24 protein-coding genes are annotated in these 15,758 nt (G+C 34.0%); 10 read left to right on the top strand and 14 right to left on the bottom strand.

Features of this window, described 5'->3' with window-relative positions; translation table 11 throughout:
• Positions 1 to 137 precede the first annotated feature (137 nt).
• Both AC6EJB_RS03375 and AC6EJB_RS03380 read right to left on the bottom strand, forming a co-directional pair.
• Entirely contained in the window at positions 138 to 914 is a 777-nt protein-coding gene (locus tag AC6EJB_RS03375) for an ABC transporter ATP-binding protein (protein ID WP_498492307.1), read from the bottom strand.
• 5 nt (positions 915 to 919) lie between these two features.
• The gene (locus AC6EJB_RS03380) at positions 920 to 1,939 is read right to left on the bottom strand and encodes a FecCD family ABC transporter permease (protein WP_498492308.1); all 1,020 of its coding nucleotides are present in this window, start codon (positions 1,937 to 1,939) and stop codon (positions 920 to 922) included.
• Positions 1,940 to 2,514: 575 nt separating this feature from the next.
• Between AC6EJB_RS03380 and AC6EJB_RS03385 the strand changes: the two genes are divergently transcribed.
• The 3 genes from AC6EJB_RS03385 to thiD all read left to right on the top strand — a co-directional run bounded on the left by AC6EJB_RS03385 (position 2,515) and on the right by thiD (position 4,386).
• Positions 2,515 to 2,703 carry a hypothetical protein gene (locus tag AC6EJB_RS03385; protein WP_498492309.1) on the top strand — a complete coding sequence of 63 codons (189 nt, stop codon included), beginning with the start codon at positions 2,515 to 2,517 and terminating at the stop codon, positions 2,701 to 2,703.
• 242 nt (positions 2,704 to 2,945) lie between these two features.
• Positions 2,946 to 3,572 (top strand): TenA family protein, encoded by a 627-nt coding sequence (locus AC6EJB_RS03390; RefSeq protein WP_498492310.1) that lies wholly within the window; start codon positions 2,946 to 2,948, stop codon positions 3,570 to 3,572.
• A 31-nt stretch (positions 3,573 to 3,603) separates the two neighbouring features.
• On the top strand, positions 3,604 to 4,386 hold the full coding sequence (gene thiD / locus AC6EJB_RS03395) for a bifunctional hydroxymethylpyrimidine kinase/phosphomethylpyrimidine kinase (protein ID WP_498492311.1): 783 nt from the start codon (positions 3,604 to 3,606) through the stop codon (positions 4,384 to 4,386).
• 116 nt (positions 4,387 to 4,502) lie between these two features.
• On the opposite strand, the gene AC6EJB_RS03400 is transcribed toward thiD, so the two are convergent.
• The gene (locus AC6EJB_RS03400) at positions 4,503 to 5,519 is read right to left on the bottom strand and encodes an SDR family oxidoreductase (RefSeq protein ID WP_498492312.1); all 1,017 of its coding nucleotides are present in this window, start codon (positions 5,517 to 5,519) and stop codon (positions 4,503 to 4,505) included.
• Positions 5,520 to 5,560: 41 nt separating this feature from the next.
• On the opposite strand from AC6EJB_RS03400, the gene AC6EJB_RS03405 reads away from it, so the two are divergent.
• Together AC6EJB_RS03405 and AC6EJB_RS03410 are read left to right on the top strand one after the other, a co-directional pair.
• Positions 5,561 to 5,920: a hypothetical protein gene (locus AC6EJB_RS03405; RefSeq protein ID WP_498492313.1), complete on the top strand. Its 360-nt coding sequence runs from the start codon at positions 5,561 to 5,563 to the stop codon at positions 5,918 to 5,920.
• A 154-nt stretch (positions 5,921 to 6,074) separates the two neighbouring features.
• Complete coding sequence (locus tag AC6EJB_RS03410; RefSeq protein ID WP_498492314.1) at positions 6,075 to 6,218, top strand: hypothetical protein; 144 nt, start codon at positions 6,075 to 6,077, stop codon at positions 6,216 to 6,218.
• Here the strand turns inward: AC6EJB_RS03410 and AC6EJB_RS03415 are convergent.
• The 3 genes from AC6EJB_RS03415 to AC6EJB_RS03425 all read right to left on the bottom strand — a co-directional run bounded on the left by AC6EJB_RS03415 (position 6,215) and on the right by AC6EJB_RS03425 (position 7,632).
• Positions 6,215 to 6,424, bottom strand: a complete 210-nt coding sequence (locus AC6EJB_RS03415) for a hypothetical protein (protein ID WP_498492315.1) — start codon at positions 6,422 to 6,424, stop codon at positions 6,215 to 6,217. The two genes, AC6EJB_RS03410 and AC6EJB_RS03415, sit on opposite strands and share 4 nt — an antisense overlap.
• Positions 6,425 to 7,083: 659 nt before the next feature.
• Positions 7,084 to 7,395 (bottom strand): hypothetical protein, encoded by a 312-nt coding sequence (locus tag AC6EJB_RS03420; RefSeq protein WP_498492316.1) that lies wholly within the window; start codon positions 7,393 to 7,395, stop codon positions 7,084 to 7,086.
• A 69-nt stretch (positions 7,396 to 7,464) separates the two neighbouring features.
• Positions 7,465 to 7,632, bottom strand: a complete 168-nt coding sequence (locus AC6EJB_RS03425) for a hypothetical protein (protein WP_498492317.1) — start codon at positions 7,630 to 7,632, stop codon at positions 7,465 to 7,467.
• Between the two features lie 764 nt (positions 7,633 to 8,396).
• On the opposite strand from AC6EJB_RS03425, the gene AC6EJB_RS03430 reads away from it, so the two are divergent.
• From AC6EJB_RS03430 to AC6EJB_RS03445, 4 genes are all read left to right on the top strand, one after another.
• Positions 8,397 to 8,738, top strand: coding sequence for a hypothetical protein (locus tag AC6EJB_RS03430; RefSeq protein ID WP_498492318.1), 342 nt, complete (start codon positions 8,397 to 8,399; stop codon positions 8,736 to 8,738).
• A gap of 198 nt (positions 8,739 to 8,936) precedes the next feature.
• Entirely contained in the window at positions 8,937 to 9,170 is a 234-nt protein-coding gene (locus AC6EJB_RS03435; protein WP_498492319.1) for a hypothetical protein, read from the top strand.
• Between the two features lie 15 nt (positions 9,171 to 9,185).
• Positions 9,186 to 9,368, top strand: coding sequence for a hypothetical protein (locus AC6EJB_RS03440; protein ID WP_498492320.1), 183 nt, complete (start codon positions 9,186 to 9,188; stop codon positions 9,366 to 9,368).
• A gap of 209 nt (positions 9,369 to 9,577) precedes the next feature.
• Entirely contained in the window at positions 9,578 to 9,718 is a 141-nt protein-coding gene (locus AC6EJB_RS03445; RefSeq protein WP_498492321.1) for a hypothetical protein, read from the top strand.
• 528 nt (positions 9,719 to 10,246) lie between these two features.
• Here AC6EJB_RS03445 and AC6EJB_RS03450 read toward each other — a convergent pair.
• Entirely contained in the window at positions 10,247 to 10,390 is a 144-nt protein-coding gene (locus AC6EJB_RS03450; RefSeq protein ID WP_498492322.1) for a Photosystem I reaction center subunit IX, read from the bottom strand.
• A gap of 399 nt (positions 10,391 to 10,789) precedes the next feature.
• Here AC6EJB_RS03450 and AC6EJB_RS03455 point away from each other — a divergent pair, with 399 nt between their 5' ends.
• Positions 10,790 to 10,951 carry a hypothetical protein gene (locus AC6EJB_RS03455; RefSeq protein WP_498492323.1) on the top strand — a complete coding sequence of 54 codons (162 nt, stop codon included), beginning with the start codon at positions 10,790 to 10,792 and terminating at the stop codon, positions 10,949 to 10,951.
• A gap of 299 nt (positions 10,952 to 11,250) precedes the next feature.
• On the opposite strand, the gene AC6EJB_RS03460 is transcribed toward AC6EJB_RS03455, so the two are convergent.
• The 7 genes from AC6EJB_RS03460 to AC6EJB_RS03490 all read right to left on the bottom strand — a co-directional run bounded on the left by AC6EJB_RS03460 (position 11,251) and on the right by AC6EJB_RS03490 (position 15,692).
• A complete protein-coding gene (locus AC6EJB_RS03460) occupies positions 11,251 to 11,451 on the bottom strand; it encodes a hypothetical protein (RefSeq protein WP_498492324.1) in 201 nt (66 codons plus the stop codon).
• 545 nt (positions 11,452 to 11,996) lie between these two features.
• A complete protein-coding gene (locus AC6EJB_RS03465) occupies positions 11,997 to 12,305 on the bottom strand; it encodes a GIY-YIG nuclease family protein (RefSeq protein WP_498492325.1) in 309 nt (102 codons plus the stop codon).
• Between the two features lie 44 nt (positions 12,306 to 12,349).
• Positions 12,350 to 12,748 (bottom strand): hypothetical protein, encoded by a 399-nt coding sequence (locus tag AC6EJB_RS03470; RefSeq protein ID WP_498492326.1) that lies wholly within the window; start codon positions 12,746 to 12,748, stop codon positions 12,350 to 12,352.
• 2 nt (positions 12,749 to 12,750) lie between these two features.
• A complete protein-coding gene (locus tag AC6EJB_RS03475; protein ID WP_498492327.1) occupies positions 12,751 to 13,443 on the bottom strand; it encodes a helix-turn-helix domain-containing protein in 693 nt (230 codons plus the stop codon).
• A 1,241-nt stretch (positions 13,444 to 14,684) separates the two neighbouring features.
• Positions 14,685 to 14,873: a hypothetical protein gene (locus AC6EJB_RS03480; RefSeq protein ID WP_498492328.1), complete on the bottom strand. Its 189-nt coding sequence runs from the start codon at positions 14,871 to 14,873 to the stop codon at positions 14,685 to 14,687.
• Between the two features lie 56 nt (positions 14,874 to 14,929).
• Positions 14,930 to 15,094, bottom strand: coding sequence for a hypothetical protein (locus AC6EJB_RS03485; protein ID WP_498492329.1), 165 nt, complete (start codon positions 15,092 to 15,094; stop codon positions 14,930 to 14,932).
• Between the two features lie 208 nt (positions 15,095 to 15,302).
• Positions 15,303 to 15,692, bottom strand: coding sequence for a DUF3804 family protein (locus AC6EJB_RS03490; protein WP_498492330.1), 390 nt, complete (start codon positions 15,690 to 15,692; stop codon positions 15,303 to 15,305).
• Positions 15,693 to 15,758 lie beyond the last annotated feature (66 nt).

Consider the following 15,758-nt stretch of genomic DNA (forward strand, 5'->3'; position numbering starts at 1 on the left):
TTCCAAAGAGTATCGATCTATACAAATAAACCAGACAAAAGATTCGGTGTATTAATAAATAAAATAAAAGGTGATATTAGATCCTCTTGCAAGTATAAAGCTTTACGTGTATATATAAATCAATTAATTCTGCACTTTCAGGAAGATTTAATTGTACATATTTGAAGACCAATAGGAGTCTCTATTTGGCAAGTCTCAACTTGAAAAGCTTGTTTCATTAGCCCTTCAGTAAGAACTTCTCTTGGTTTGTCGATAGCTAATAATTCGCCGTCTTTAAGTACTGCAATACGATCACAATATCTCGCTGCCAAGTTCAAGTCATGAATAACGGTAACAATTGAAATTTCCTGTTCTTGATTTATTTTCTTAAGTAGTTCTAAGAATTGGAGTTGATAGCGAAGATCTAAAAAAGTTGTTGGTTCATCCAGTAAAAGTATTTTTGCATCTTGAGCAAGGGCTAAAGAAAGGAAAGCTCTTTGTCTTTGCCCTCCAGATAATGTATCAACAGGTTGATCCTTAAAAGCTTTCATATCAGTTAATTCTATGGATTTCTCAACTTTTAAATGATCATTTTCATCAAGCTCGAGTTCCCACCATTTTTTATGAGGAGAGCGTCCAAGGCAAACTAATTCATAGACAGTAAGAGTTAAATTAAACCTCTGATGCTGTGGTAATACAGAGATCTTTTTTGCGATCTCTTTTGTAGAGGCATGATGAATATTATGCCCATCTAAACAAGCAGTACCTGTATAGGCATCAAGTATACGGCTAATACCTTTTAAGAAAGTAGATTTACCTGATCCATTCGCTCCAACAATTCCTAACCATTCAGATTTCTCCAATGAGAGACTTATCGATTTAATGATTTTATTTTCTTCATAACCGGTGGAGAAATCTTTTGTTATTAGTGTCATTACGTCTATTTCAAACTAGTTAAGGATTTTTGTCTTTTATACAATAAGACTATAAAAATTGGAGCGCCTAATAATGATGTGATGATTCCAACTGGCAATTCAATATTCCCTGATCTTGCAATCAAATCGGCTGAACTGAGTGTTAAAGCACCTAATAAGGCAGAAAATGGAAGAACAACTTTATAGTCTGTCCCAAATAAAAATCGTACGGCATGAGGGACAATCAAACCTACAAATCCAATCAAGCCCCCAACGCTAACAGAACTTGCAGCCAAAAGAGTTGCAGACGCACCAATCAAGCATCTTGAACGAAATAAAGAATTTCCTAAACCTACAGATAATTCATCTCCCAAACCTAATAAATTCAATTGTCTTGAGAGTAATAATCCTACAACTAAAGCAAAGACGATTGGCGGCCCAGCTAACTTGATTTCAGTCCACCCTCTGGAATTAAGGCTACCTATTAACCAAGTCAAAGCAGCTTGAACTCTTCCATCTTCTGTTTGTAGGAGAAGCATTGACTGAATAGAACCAAAAAGGCTACTTAAGGCAACCCCTGCAAGAATCAATCTTTCAACTGATATGGAAGTCCCGGATTTTGCTAACCAATAGACAATTATCGTCGTAATAATTGCTCCTATCCATGCAGCAATTGGGATCCAAGAGAGCCATAAACCCATGCTTATCAGGAGAACAATTACTAAGCCTGAGCCTGCAGAGATACCGAGCAAGTAAGGACTTGCTAATCCATTTCTTAGCATTCCTTGTAGGAGAGCCCCAGACATACCTAAGGCCGAGCCAACAAGTAAAGAAGCAATTAATCTAGGAAGTCTAAGTTCCCAAAAAATAATTTGATTAGTTAAATCACCTTCTCTTATGAATGCTTTGATTATTTCATGACTACTTAATTCAACAGACCCATTACTTAAAGACAAAACTATGACTAAGGCAATAAGTAATAAAAGAACTGTTGCGTTTAATCTATTCTTTTCTCTAAATATGTTTAAAAATTTTTGATAGGACACTTCAAAGAAATTATTTGGGCTTTACGATAGTCATTCTATTATTCATGCTATGTACAAATATTACATACCTGCCTTTTAAACTTGATGAAGGTTCTTTCCAGCAAAAACAATAGAAATTTTAAATAATTACTATTAATATAGTTCTAAAGATAAAATCAGAATGTAATTTATACATGTTTCCAAAGATAATGAAAATATATTTTAACCTTGCATTTATTACAATTATATGGAAAACATTTTATAAAATAGAAAAAAACCATTTGCCTTAAACGTAGCTCTAATTAAACTTTGGCGAGTGTCATACTAAAAACCAAAGCATTAATATTAAAGAAAAAACTTTTAGGTCTTCATTAAATCATATTTTTACGATAAATTTTAATGGCTAATTTAGTAAAAATAGGTGTATCTAAAGAATACATTAAAGACAATTTATAATTAATAGTATTTCCTATATGGAAATTGGAATAAGTTTGTATATCAGTAATCGAGATGAATATCCATTTGATACATAAAATTGTTTAAAAAATTATTTCGCAAAAACTAATTTTTAGTCATAAATAAAAAAGATTCTTTTTATGGAATCACAACTAAGGAAAAGTATTTTATTTGATGTGCTTGATGGAATACCTCCTTCAGGGAAAAAAAGTAAAATGGTGCTTAATTATAGAAAAGATATTGAACAAAGTCACTTAACCTTGGAAGAAGAAGCGATGAGACTAAGAATAAGTAGAGACGTTATTGAGTTCACTGAGGATTTCAGATAGATGTCCAGACAATCTCCTAGAGAAGTTAAACTTCTTGAAATATGTGACTACTTAGAAAAGGTTTTAAGAGATGGATCTAGAAGCTCTATAGCCTCAACGCTTAAATTGCTATATAGATAATTGCCCCTTTACTCCAATTCTTAAAGCGAAGGAAATTATCGAGTAGCAAAAAGCAAACCAAAACAATGTTGAAGCAATAACAAAAAGAGGCATGATGTGTTTACGCAACAATTACTTAATCAATGCTGATAACTCAAAAATTATGGGAAAGCAATGATGATCTTGCTTCACTTAGCCTAAATACTAAATTCGTCCAAGGGATAAAGAATGGAAATCTTCCTAAAACAAAATTCCAAGAATATTTAGCTCAAGATTATTTTTTTTTAGAAAGTTTTGCTCGTGCATACGGATTAGCAATTTCCAAATCAAGAAATAAACAAACCATCAAAACTTTAAGCGTACTTTTATCAGGAGTATCAGAGGAGTTAATTCTGCATGAAACTTATGCAAAGAAATGGGAAATTGATTTGACTACTAATTCAATAGAACCTGCAACAAAAAAATATACTGATTTTTTAGAAGATGTCTCCAGAAACCTAAGTTTAATTGAAATCATGAGCGCAATGACGCCATGCATGCGTTTATATTCTTGGCTTGGGAAAAATTTATTAAATATGATTTCCGACAATCCTTATAAAGAATGGATCTTAACTTACGCTGATGAAAGTTTTGATAATCTTGCAAAAGCACTAGAATATCTAATAGATGAATATGATGATTCTTATGATATTGACCAAGTTAATTTTCTATATAAAACAGCTATGGAATTGGAACTAGAATTTTTCAATGCCTATTCTTCTTTCTCCTAAATTAGTAAAATTCACCTTGTAAGAGGAAATTATGTATTCTAAAGTTGCTCTCTCAATTGGTGGTAGTGATTCTGGAGGAGGTGCAGGTATTCAAGCAGATCTAAGAACATTCATGTGTATTAAAGTTCATGGATGTACTGCAATTACATGCATTACAGCACAAAATAGTATAGAAGTAACTGACGTAGAAGCTGTTCAAAATGATATGTTAATCAATCAGATTGATGCTTTATTCTCTGATTTCGAGATTCAGTGTTTAAAAACTGGAATGCTATTAAACGACAGTATTATTACAAATGCTGCAACAAAATTAAAGGAATACTCTATTCCTAAAGTTATTGATCCAGTTATGGTTTCAAGGACTGGGGCAAAATTAATCGAAGATTGTGCAATTAATGCTTATAAGAAATTACTTTTTCCTCAGGCAGAAATAGTAACACCCAATATTTATGAAGCTAATTTACTTTCAGGTGTGCAAATAAAAAATGAAGAAGATATAGAAATTTCTGCTCAAGAAATTTTAAAACTTGGCCCTAAAGCTGTATTAATAAAAGGAGGAGGATTAAAGTCCTTGAAGGGTAAAGATTTTTATTTTGATAGAGAAGGTAAAAGAGATTGGTTAATTAATAAATTTGTAAATACCTCAAATACACATGGTAGTGGATGTACATTAAGTGCTGCTATTTGTAGTTATATTGCTTTAGGATTTAACTTAATTGAATCAATCAAAAAGGCAAAGTCTTTTATTGAAAAATCTTTAGAAAACTCCTATAAGATTGGATCTGGTCCTGGACCTCTTGGACATCACCAATAACAGATAGGCTGACGATTAAAACGATTTTCTTAAGTTAATAAAGAATATAACTTTTAGGACAAAAGAAATTTTACAACCAATTAACTCATTAAAAGAAACATTTAATATTAAAAGTTTTAATTTAAAATTATCTTTAAAGAACTAGTCATATCCTCTAATGTTTTTTTAAAAGGGGTTGGCTCCCAATCGAAGATCGAAATAGTTTCGGATATATCTGCTCCATATCGACCTCTTTTAATCATAGAGGAAGTGCTTTTCATATCTCTATTAAACATTGCTAAAGAATTTATTACTTGAGTAGGGACCAAACTCTTTGGAGATTTATTAAATCCAAGTTCTCTTAAAATTTCTGAAATTTCTAAGAATGGAATACCTTTTTGAGACGTTGCAATTATTCTTTTATGATCACTATGGTGATTCGTTAATGACTGAACATGTAACTTCGCGACATCTCTTACATCAACAACCGTGAAATAAATATCTGGCAAAGCTGGGAATTTACCCGTAATCATTTTCGTAATTAAACTCGCTGATATACCCTCTATATCATTGCTAAGTAATGGTCCAAAAACCATTCCAGGATGAATAGTAGTCATTGAAAATGACTCTTCGGTTTGGTTGTCAACAAAATCCCAAGCAGCTTTTTCAGCTATTGTCTTGCTTTTTATATATGCCCCTACATCCTTTGAGGTATCAGTCCAATCATTAGTATTGCAGTAACTCTTCTTATGTCCGTAAGCTATTGCACCCATTGATGAAGTTAAGACTACCTTTTTAATTTTTGATTTGTGCGCAGCTTTTAATGCCCTTAGTGTTCCTTCTAATGCAGGGGTAATAAGTTCATTTTCATCCTTTGGCTCTTCGACAAAGCATGGAGAAGCTATGTGAAAAAGATAATCACAATCAGAGGCCGCATCGTCCCAGCCTTCATCATTAAGTAATTCCAATTTACAAAATTCAAGATTGTTATTGTTAAATTCTGTCCCTAATGATTTTCTTACTTCATTCTCGCGTTTTAGATCTCTTAAAGATCCCTTTACTTCATATCCATTGTTTAATAATTCTAAAATACAATGCAGGGCGATATACCCTGAAGCACCAGTTACTAGAACCTTTCCTTGATTAACAGTCATTGGATAATATTATCAATAAAATAAAAAGCCTGTTCTTTTTTGTGATCGAAGCTATTCATTTACAAGTCAAGTTGAACCTTTGTACAAGTTTTATTGTTAAAGAAGTTATCGCACTAGATCCACTAGCAAGGAGACAATGGCTGTATACCTACAAAGGTATTATTCAATACGCTGATTCTCATGGAAGTGAACTTACCCAAGAACAGATTATTGGAGCAGATATTTATAGAGACCTTATCCAGCAAGTAGAAAACTTAATTGAAAAAGAAGATTATGAAGGGCAAAACTACAACGCCTATAAAAGCCGTGATCCTAATTACGAAACTATTTACAAAAAACGTATACAACAAATACGAGAAGATTTTCCTATACCTGATCAATTCAAAGAGATCTTCATATAAATAACTAATGCCAAAACTTACTCCCCCTTTGTTAAGGGCCCTAGAAAGAAAGGCATAATGGAAGAGTTAATACATTATTTGGAAGATGACTGAACAATGCCAGGCAAGGTAGGAAGCGACTGAAGAACAAATTGAGAACATAATTATTCCTGCAATGAAAAACATTGCTCAGCAATGCGCAGAAATCGGGGAAAAGCTTCAATGTCCTCCTGCTTTTATTGCTGTAATGCTTAGAGATATTTCAGATGCCTTTAATGAAAAGCCAGCAGAAGGCGAAAGTAGTTGTGGGTGTTGCTAACTATCTCCTCTTGTTGGGAACTGTGTTTGGGATTCCTTCGAGGAATATAAGAAAATAATAATCAATAGAAACCATATACCTCCTGCCAAGAAAAAAACAGGATCATCATTAAACAACTCAATGGAAAAAATACTTCTTGAAATTGGTATTAAACCAATAGAGACAAATGAAATTCCTGAAGGGTATGCAAGTTGAGATTTATTCATTATTTTATCCATTTATTAGAAAAAAAAAAAAAAAAAAAAAAAAAAATTAATGTTCTGATAATGGATCTGAAGTTGATATTTCTATTCCTTTTCAGGTGGACTAATTGAATCCTCTTTTAATCTGGTAATTCCAAAATCATCTCTCCCAAAAGCAAAAAATGCTATTCCTAATATGAAGAATGCTGCAATAGCTATTAATGGAAAAATTTATTTTTTAAAAAATTCTTAATATTTATATCCTGATTTTTTGTCTTATTGCTCCTTAGGATTTATAACTTTATATTGATGTGATTTATAATTATATATTATGCACTTTATTTACAATTCTTGGTTTTATAAATAGACACCTAATATTATTTTTTTACAATTCTTTGATCTTATTAATTCCCATCTTGTGATTAAGTTGTCATAAGAGGTAATCAAAAAAAATATTTTTGATTCCTATAGATCTCTAAGAGATTTTAAGAAAATTTAGATATTTTAATTTTTTAACGATAACTATAATTTAGTTGACTTGTAACTAGAGAGAGTCAAGGCTCATTTAGAACAAATATACAATCTGAGAACCTTTAAAGACTCTGTGCATCAATAATTAAATCTTTTAAGGAATTATCAATACTGATGAGCAAGATCTTTTTTACATCTTAATTTCATTGTAATTAAACTTTCATTTTAAGGATTTTTTCTAGCCACTTTTTTTGTTCTGTTAGGGAGACTTGTTTTTGTATGATTTCTGATTGATTTATATAATTTTGATTATTTGAAGCTTTATTTTCTTCTATATATTTTTGGGAAAATAGTCTTCTAGACTTCAGAATCTGATTGCCAAAAAAATAAATTAGTTTGCTAAGTCCATGAAACATTCTTTCACTGAAAATTAAAACTAATAAACCAACACATGCGAATGATAAGAGGGTTCCTATCATTGCAATTGAGGTAGAAGTTGAAGCAAGATTATAATTAAATTCCATTTTTTAATCAGGAGAAGTCAACAAGACCATAATGAAAACTTTTTACTTTAAAATGAGTAGTTTTGAACTCTAATTGGTAGACGTTGCCTCTTTCTCTACTACTAATTGATTAATCATATGAGGCGGAATCTTTGGGACATCAAATCTACTAATTAAGTTTGAGATTCTTTTTTTAATTACTTTAGGAATAAAAGCCATAAAAACTTCTCTAATTGTTGGTGTTATGACAACAGCCAAGTACTTTTAATTTTCAGATTTACTGTTGAGTTTTAGCACGCGCAGGGTGCGTGTCATTTATATCTTTCTAGCATTACTATGATCTAGCGGCATCCCTTACATGAGTGATGCTGTCGCTTTGTGTCGCACTATTGTCACCCTTGATGCTCTTTATCTGGATATTAGATACAAAAACGAGGATTAACAGGCATGTGAGTTCTGGCTGTGGCTTGAGGAAAGATTGGTTCTATTTACAACGTTAGTCCTTTCATGTGATTCAAATTGAACTAGCCACAAGAAGAGGCATGCTGATGTAGAGAACTTTTAATCCGTACAAAATTTTTAAGCGTTGGCGTTGGCTTTACTAAGTCGTAGTTTTAAATAAAAATTGTTTAGTGGCTCTTTTATGGAAAGTATTTTTCCGTAGAACTCTTCGCAATGTTGGATTAACGGCTTGAAAGGATTCATGTCCATTTTTTTAGTTCTAAACGATTAATGAAAAAGAAAACCCAACGTTGGAGGGTTAACTAATGGTTTTGATTACAAAAAAAGTGCAGACCTAATGAACTTTTAATGAGTTAGCGAAGAGGGGACTGGGATTTCGACGACCGTCCCCCGATCTAGCTTGATGATGCTTCCGTATCACGCCATCAATATGTAACTAATTTAGAAAGGATTTATTGAGTCCTGATGTTCGGTTTAGGTAGGGCTATCCAATCTTTTCTTGTTTTCTAACTTGATTTCGCCTATATATTTAATTGAGGCCAAACCTCATCAAGACATAATTGACTTTATATAGTACGAGTCGATTAATAACCCCTTTAGTTATTGGAATTTCTAGAGGGGTTTCTTGTTGGTTATTGCTGCTGTTAATGATATTTGGAGCTTATGCAAAGTCACTAAAACTGAATGGCCTTATCATTACAACTAATTGGGCTGAAGATATTAAGTCCTCAGGTAAACCTGAACTTCAGTGGATAGAACCTTTTACAAAAACCGATGGAACTGAGGTTAAATGTCATTATCGAACAGAAGCAAATGAAACAATCGCGGATAATCTTGGAACAGAGGTAGACAAAGATGGGATAGTTGTTTTTTTGCTGCTGATGCCAATGGGGACGGGATAGATGAAGTACTTGATATTGATAATGATGGAATAGCAGATGGTTTAGAAGGATTAATGGATTTAATGGGATAAATTTTGTTAAAAAAACATCAATAGTCCAATTTATTGAAGGTTAATAATCGATTGCTATCGGAACCAGAGGGGCTGACTTAGGTCGGCCCCTTTCTTTGTTACCAATCGAATCAATAGGAAGTAGTACTTGAGTAAAAACCGAGGTGTTAAATCAATCAAGAATCAAGTAGAACATATTCATCCGAATAGGAGGTTTATGAGGCTAAGAACTCCATTTTCTGTCATCAAAAATGCTTTGAGTGATATTCGAGTAATGCATGATTTCAATTACGAAGTTCCTGCAGAAACCAGAGAAGAGTTTTGGAAAGAAGAATGTGATGTCAACCCAACTTCTTCAACATGCAAAGTTTATGACGACTGATCTAGCAACGATCTGATGGATCCCTTAGATCCGGCCCTTCACACTACTGCTGTCTCAGGAGTTAAACCTTTACTGACTCTGGCAATTTTTGCTGGAGTGGGTTCTTTTTTTCTTGGAGCACTTGTTACTGCTATTAGAAGAGGAATGAATGAAGAAGGTTGGTTCAAATTCAACCAAGACAAAGAAGAGCAAGACTAAGCAATTTCTTTTTTAAGGCTCTAATCTAAACAAGATAAATTGGAGTCGATAAAAATAGAAATGGAGTTCTTTGATGAGTTCGAAATAATTGGTGGGATAATACCTAACTTGGTTGGATTAGCATTTTTCTGTGGGGTGATTATTTATTTCGATCAAACCAGAAAGGCAAAAGTCAGACGAGGAGAGAAAGTACCGCCTCATCAATAAAAATGATTCTCTTAGCTAAAGCTCAAATTATTGGTGGAATCGTTCCAAATTTGATTGCTTTTAGTATGTTCCTTGGTGCGATTGGCTATTTTGTTCTAACTGGAAAAATGGCTGAAATGTTCGGCTATAAAAACAAGAATTAACAGCTATAAAAGTTACGGCTGGAGTGGGAAAAAAATTGCTGGAATTTATGGAGTTAGTCCAACTACTGCTAGGCGGTTGTCTATTGCTTAGAGGACTGGGCAAAAGAAAACCTCCTTTTTAGGGGAGGCTCTCTACTTCTTAACCTGAGCTAGCAGTTGCTAGCAGAGCTAAGTCTTAACTTGATTGGTTTATTTTAACCTTCCCTTCCTAGATTTTGCGAGGAAGGGAATTGCTACCTAGAACAACTCCCCGACTCTGATTAGTAGAAATTCCAATAACTACCAACGTGATAAAAATTTAAGAAAAAGTATCAACAGAAGACTCACTTAGAACTGAACTTTTGTACGAAAACTATGTCACTGATGACAAAGGAAAAATCGGTAGACGTTTTTCTATTACTTAACTCAGTATTTATATATATGGATAAGCTTCGATGCTTTCGACTTAAGCTATGACGCCTGAATAAGCAATGGCTGTGAATATTGTTATCTTTGAAATCAAAAAGAACTGTATACGCTTATTCACTTTTAGGACATTGGATGGAATAAAAGATCTGGAAAAAAGTAATTAAAAATAATGATGTTGGTAGCTGTGATCGACATGAAAATTGTTGCAACAACTGGGGCTGATCTAAACCATTTAGTTCGAAATATTTTGAAAAACGATTTCATAATCTTTTAAACGATTACAGAAGATCCAACTTGAAATGCACCAGCAAGTAAAAGTAATGCGGGCAGATTCCAAAGAACCAGAACTTTTAAAGCAGTTGATTTATAAGTGGCAGCAGTCATGTTTTATTGGAGGTTGAATGTTTTTTTAGTAAAACGATTACTTGAATTACTCTTACAAATAAAATAAGAGACTAGCCGTGAAGCCGTTGTTCGGTTTTGGTAGGGCTAACCAGTTCGGGTTGTGAGGGAATAATTACTGAGGACTATCTAAGAAACCGTACTTGAAATTCATTTCAGTTGTTTTGCTAGACTTGCTAAGTTAAGTAAACGTTCGCTCCATCTTTGAGGGGTGCATGAAATGGAAGTATGGAACGGGATTTCCAGTAATTGAAAAAAGTCATGAACGGTTTAGTTCTAACTAAAAAACGAATCAAAAAAGCAGAGAGGCTTCATGCTGCTCAACTTACAACCTTTAAAAAAGGAGTATTTACTTCTTACAAACCTTCTGTTTTTGAGGATAGACAAAAGAAGGCTAGTGAAGAAGTCGCAGCGATGGGGTAATTGATGATAAAAAAGAGAATTTATTGAAGGAGTATTTTTTAATACTGCAAAATTTAATTGAGTGACTTGTATTATCTCAATTATCTAATGCATATGAATTCCACTCTTACCAAAGCATCAATTATCAAGTTAAACAGATTCTCCAAGATTGCTCTTAAGTTGACCTACTCAGCTTTTTCCTTTACGTATTAGAACAGGCGCCAATCTTCAAGAATTTCCTTGCTAGTGCTTTTTCTTGTTTTGTGCGGGTTAATCAGATATAAATTCTCAAATCAAATAACAACGGGGACTGACTTAGATCAGTCCTTTTTTATTTTTTTGTTCTTCCTGCTTTCTCTAGCATTTGAATCGTTTTCTAGTGTCGTGTTGATCAACCCTTGAAAGTCACCAAAAGCTGAAGCTAGACCAAACATCACGACAAAACTTAAACCAGCAATAATCGTCACGACCCAAGTACCGGTTCCCATATTGAGTGGTACTGCAAATAATGGGTTAGGCATTTCAAACTCGATCAACATAAAAATCCTAGACACTTTATTTACCTACGCAGAAATCAAATAGCATAAACTCATTTAATCATTTCAGATATTACCAAGATTTTCATTTAGTAAGAGGTTTCTATGGTGGTTGCTAATTTAATATCAAAATGATTTTCACGTTAAAAAAAGTAGTTAGTAAAATTTTAAATATTAGTTGACAGAACTAGTCTTAGGCTAGTCACATCTTTATATTCATTATCGATATCTGTGTAGACAGGAATCGATAATTCCACTACTGTCTAGACATAGATGATCTCTAAAAGGTTAAGGCATTACTAAATAATCTTCCTTTACATCTTTCTAGCTATTTTTTAGTCATTCGATAAGTGACATAAAAGAACAGTACAAGTACTGAAAGGTTTGCAATGGCATAGGTGATTGCAATTCTCATTAGCTACCAGCCTTATTTCTTCTTAAGAAATAAACCCAAGAAAGAAATCCAATTAATAAGGTCGCATCAAGAGCAAGATGCCATGGCGCAAAGAGGTTATGGAGAAGAGCATTCATTAGTCTTCAATTACTGGAGGTTTATAAAGCTTGAAATATTCAGATTGAGGAAGTCTTGCATCGGCATATTTTTTATGAGCAGCTTTTTCAACTTGACGAGCATTTTTAAAATAATCACCTGAAATTTCTTTAGCTGTTAGTCCTTCACCAAGTTCATCAAATCTGCGATCAGGGTTTTTTGTATAACCAATTTTAAAAAGGCCACTATCAAGATCTTGAATGACATAAACATAACCAGAGCTATCTGACTCAGAATCTTGGGACCAAGGATCATTTGAATCATGCCATACAGGATCTTTTATATTCATCAGAAATGTCTCCTATAAGTTGAGAGAAAAAAAAGGCGCTTCATCTAATTCCACCCAAAGCAATACTTTTTTCTTTTTTCTATTCTCTCCTCTTCTGTTCCTTCTGTCCCAACGCAAGTCTTAAAGGCTTTGAGTATTAGTGAGTTCTTTTCTTCTACATCGAGTTTTCGATAGCTGCATACACTAGTGGTACTTGGAAAGTATTTGTATTTTTCGTCGGAGGCTTCTGGAAATAAATAAGTTATCGGCCATGAGTATTGATCATCTCCATGTCCTTCTAACTTCAGTCCTCTACCAGACTTAGTAATTTCTACAAGATGCTTAGGCTTGCCATCCTTACAACGGACTTCAATTCCATCTTGATAAGAGGGGTAGTAATAGATTCCAGCATTTACAGGTACATTAATTCCAAGTATTAACGGTGCAAGTAGCAGGCGTTTCATGATTAAAATTCTAAATTGTTCATTGCTTCTTGCAGTTTTTCGTAGTTCTCGGGAAGTCCATAACTAGCTCCAATTATTTTTAGAAGGTTATTTTCATTGATCTTTTTAAATTCATCAGGACTGAAATCATCCAGACCAGTTAAAACCTCGCCAAGTTTACCTCTCAAGTTTTTGCTTACGTTTTCAGAGATGTAGTTCCAAGACTCTTTTTTTGCTTTACTTACGTCTTTTTCATTTACCCAGCCTCTCTCAAAAGTCTCTCTGCATTTTTCAGAAAACCTTTTTGCAATTTCCTCTGAAGAAAGCGTGTATTCCTTGGGCGGTTGTATTTGGCCTACAAAGCATCCCCACCAATGCATTGGTGTGAAAATTCCCTTGAATTTTCCACTAGTGAGATGTATCGCTTTTGGATTACAGGATGCGAGCTTATCTTTTGTAGTTCTCTTTGTTATTTTTTTGAATTCCCCTTCTTCAAAAATTTCCATTAATTTTCCAAGAGCTATAAATAGCTCCGTTTTTGGTTCAAGTTTTGCATTCTCGAGGTGACTGAATTGTGAACCATAAATCTTAAGTCCATAAGCTTCTGCTATGTCATGGAGGTTGGATTGGGATAACCCCATGGATTCCCTCCAGCACTTAATCATGTTGCCCATTGCAACTTTATATGGATTCGTAGCGTTTGACTCTGTGGGCATAAGTCGTATTAAGCACTTAAACCATACGCATGCATATTGCCGTTGTCAACGTATCGAAAGATACTTGATGTGGTTGGCCGCATTTACGAGTACGTAAATGCTCAGCGACCTAGTGCTCCCCTAGCACCCGCGCTATGAAATTTTGTACCTAGTGCAAGTGAAGCACTAGATCATTAGCTGGTTGAACCTAGTAATAGCAGTATTTTTTAGGTTCGGTTTATGTGGCGGGTGCATGTGAAGCACCAGGTCATCGGTTTTAGCCCTTTTGAGAGCTCAATATGGGTGCAGAGCTAATACGTTGGCTTATTACTTCAAATATCAAAGATTGAACCGCTTCTTTCTAGGGAAGAAACTTGCTCTTTTAGCGAGTCGAGCTTGTGTCTTAATTCGTCATCAGTTATCCCTTCTTTGATGATTTTGAAGGTATCAACGCAAGCACTTTCGGCTACGTAGTCTTTAGTTTAAAGATTGAGAAATTAATTCTGACTACTTTCTACGAGCAAATACAGCAGTAACAACAGCAATGAAAAAAAGAGAGGCTATTGGCCCCTCTTCTGATTATTCCTTTTAATCCTGCAAAGATCGCAGTTGTCTTTTTTGGGGATAGTGAAGGGAGTAAAGAGTTTCATAAAACCTCCTTTCTTACACTTTTGGTCTAATCCTTATTTTTGTTGTATGGGAGTAGGAAAGCACTACCTCAACCGAACATCAGCTTTAAATAACTTTTTTTAGATTCTTAATACGCAAGGGCGAGTAACAAGGTTAAAAGCTGTGTTGCGGATCGAGCTCTAGTCAGAGGAGGGGGTAGTTGTCGAAATCCTATCCTCTCTTCGCAAAACTTCCTCACACGGTTTTTGAAACCCTCCACTGCGAGGGTTTTCTTTTGCGTAGTTCAAAATATACAAATCGGAGAACCCTACGACTAGGCTTTCCTCGCTTAAAGATTAAAGTTGTTAGGTTTCTTATCTTCTTTATCTGAATCCATGACTTTTATTGGAAGAGCTTCAATGATGGCTTTCGTTTTTATGGCAGCTAGCTATTTCGTGACGGGGCAAATTGTTCCTGGTGTTGCATGAACTTAGAGAAACAACACGCCAAACTTTTAAAACTTCAAGCAAAAGCTGATGCTTGTACCTCAAGGAAAGAGGCTCTAAAAATATTAAAAAAGTCTAATAGGGCTCTCCATAAACTTTCTAAGCCATAAATACCCGTATCTAATCAAGACAAAACAAAGATATAGTTTAAGACTTTTTATTTCCTATCCAGTCTTCTGGCTTTTTCATCATCCAATCCATAATTCCATCACTATCCATATTCTTTGAGCTAAGGCCAAAGGCAACAATAAATAAAAGACTAAACGAAATTATAATTACGAGTAAAAGAGGGCTTATACCCATTTCAGAAAAAGTAAGACTAAAAAGATTTTGCATAATTAGAAAGTGAATTTTTTTTAATTGGAATTTTAAAGCTGAAGTTTTGAGGTTGATTATCCATGCCACAAGAGCTCAGATAATTCACTTTTATCCATAGAAATGAATTGTTGAAACATTGTTTCTTCATATAACCTTCTTAGTTCTATTTCATTAGCTTTTCCCGCCATGGTCTTAGCTAATTTTCTGGCTATTTCTTGATGATTAGATTCCTGTTCCATATTTTCAGAATTAAATTAATTAACCTTTTCTAGAATCAACAAACTCTTTTCTTTTTGTATTGTTTACATAATGTATTTCGTATGTATCAATATTAGCTAGTTAAATGATACTTCTTTTATACGAAGAAAAAAAAAGGGGGGCATGGCCCCAAGATAAATCGACTCTCAAACGAGCTTTTACTTTAAATGTTCGACATGGAAGTATTGGTTAATTCCAAGTTGAAAGATCTGTGGTTCCTTGTGATCTTTGTATCCAGGAAATTTTCCAAGTGCCATCAATTTTCTTGAAAATCAATGAATAACTAGATAAATCATTGTTTAACTCACCTTTATAGCTAAATGCTTCTTTCAAAGTGAATGCAGCAAAGCCCCAATCAGAATTAGCTTCTAATCGATGAATCTTTACTAATTCGGAGAATTCAATAACCAAGTCTGCACTGTCATACATTTCTGCAAGACCCTCTGCGGTTATGGAGTTACCACTTGGCCTGATAGCCAAGAAATCATTTGTAGTGTTAGCGGGTAAAAATGTCTTGTTTTGAGCCCTATCCGTAAAACCTTGAATGAGTGCTTCTAGTTGCTGTGAATCTGAAGACAATGTCCTTGAATAATTTCTCTAAAGCATCTCAAAATTCTAATAATCAGGATGCTTTATTTAGCAAAC

This window comes from Prochlorococcus sp. G4PB17 (assembly GCF_059772445.1).

Excerpts from the sequence above, each read along its gene's own strand:
- AC6EJB_RS03485 (WP_498492329.1), bottom strand. The coding sequence starts at position 15,094 with ATGGAACAGGAATCTAATCATCAAGAAATAGCCAGAAAATTAGCTAAG.
- AC6EJB_RS03475 (WP_498492327.1), bottom strand. The coding sequence starts at position 13,443 with ATGCCCACAGAGTCAAACGCTACGAATCCATATAAAGTTGCAATGGGC.
- AC6EJB_RS03420 (WP_498492316.1), bottom strand. The coding sequence starts at position 7,395 with ATGGAATTTAATTATAATCTTGCTTCAACTTCTACCTCAATTGCAATG.
- AC6EJB_RS03465 (WP_498492325.1), bottom strand. The coding sequence starts at position 12,305 with ATGAATATAAAAGATCCTGTATGGCATGATTCAAATGATCCTTGGTCC.
- AC6EJB_RS03375 (WP_498492307.1), bottom strand. The coding sequence starts at position 914 with ATGACACTAATAACAAAAGATTTCTCCACCGGTTATGAAGAAAATAAA.
- AC6EJB_RS03470 (WP_498492326.1), bottom strand. The coding sequence starts at position 12,748 with ATGAAACGCCTGCTACTTGCACCGTTAATACTTGGAATTAATGTACCT.
- thiD (WP_498492311.1), top strand. The coding sequence starts at position 3,604 with ATGTATTCTAAAGTTGCTCTCTCAATTGGTGGTAGTGATTCTGGAGGA.
- AC6EJB_RS03390 (WP_498492310.1), top strand. The coding sequence starts at position 2,946 with ATGCTGATAACTCAAAAATTATGGGAAAGCAATGATGATCTTGCTTCA.
- AC6EJB_RS03460 (WP_498492324.1), bottom strand. The coding sequence starts at position 11,451 with ATGCCTAACCCATTATTTGCAGTACCACTCAATATGGGAACCGGTACT.
- AC6EJB_RS03450 (WP_498492322.1), bottom strand. The coding sequence starts at position 10,390 with ATGAAATCGTTTTTCAAAATATTTCGAACTAAATGGTTTAGATCAGCC.
- AC6EJB_RS03445 (WP_498492321.1), top strand. The coding sequence starts at position 9,578 with ATGATTCTCTTAGCTAAAGCTCAAATTATTGGTGGAATCGTTCCAAAT.
- AC6EJB_RS03480 (WP_498492328.1), bottom strand. The coding sequence starts at position 14,873 with ATGCAAAATCTTTTTAGTCTTACTTTTTCTGAAATGGGTATAAGCCCT.
- AC6EJB_RS03455 (WP_498492323.1), top strand. The coding sequence starts at position 10,790 with ATGAACGGTTTAGTTCTAACTAAAAAACGAATCAAAAAAGCAGAGAGG.
- AC6EJB_RS03385 (WP_498492309.1), top strand. The coding sequence starts at position 2,515 with ATGGAATCACAACTAAGGAAAAGTATTTTATTTGATGTGCTTGATGGA.
- AC6EJB_RS03415 (WP_498492315.1), bottom strand. The coding sequence starts at position 6,424 with ATGAATAAATCTCAACTTGCATACCCTTCAGGAATTTCATTTGTCTCT.
- AC6EJB_RS03410 (WP_498492314.1), top strand. The coding sequence starts at position 6,075 with ATGAAAAACATTGCTCAGCAATGCGCAGAAATCGGGGAAAAGCTTCAA.
- AC6EJB_RS03400 (WP_498492312.1), bottom strand. The coding sequence starts at position 5,519 with ATGACTGTTAATCAAGGAAAGGTTCTAGTAACTGGTGCTTCAGGGTAT.
- AC6EJB_RS03440 (WP_498492320.1), top strand. The coding sequence starts at position 9,186 with ATGGATCCCTTAGATCCGGCCCTTCACACTACTGCTGTCTCAGGAGTT.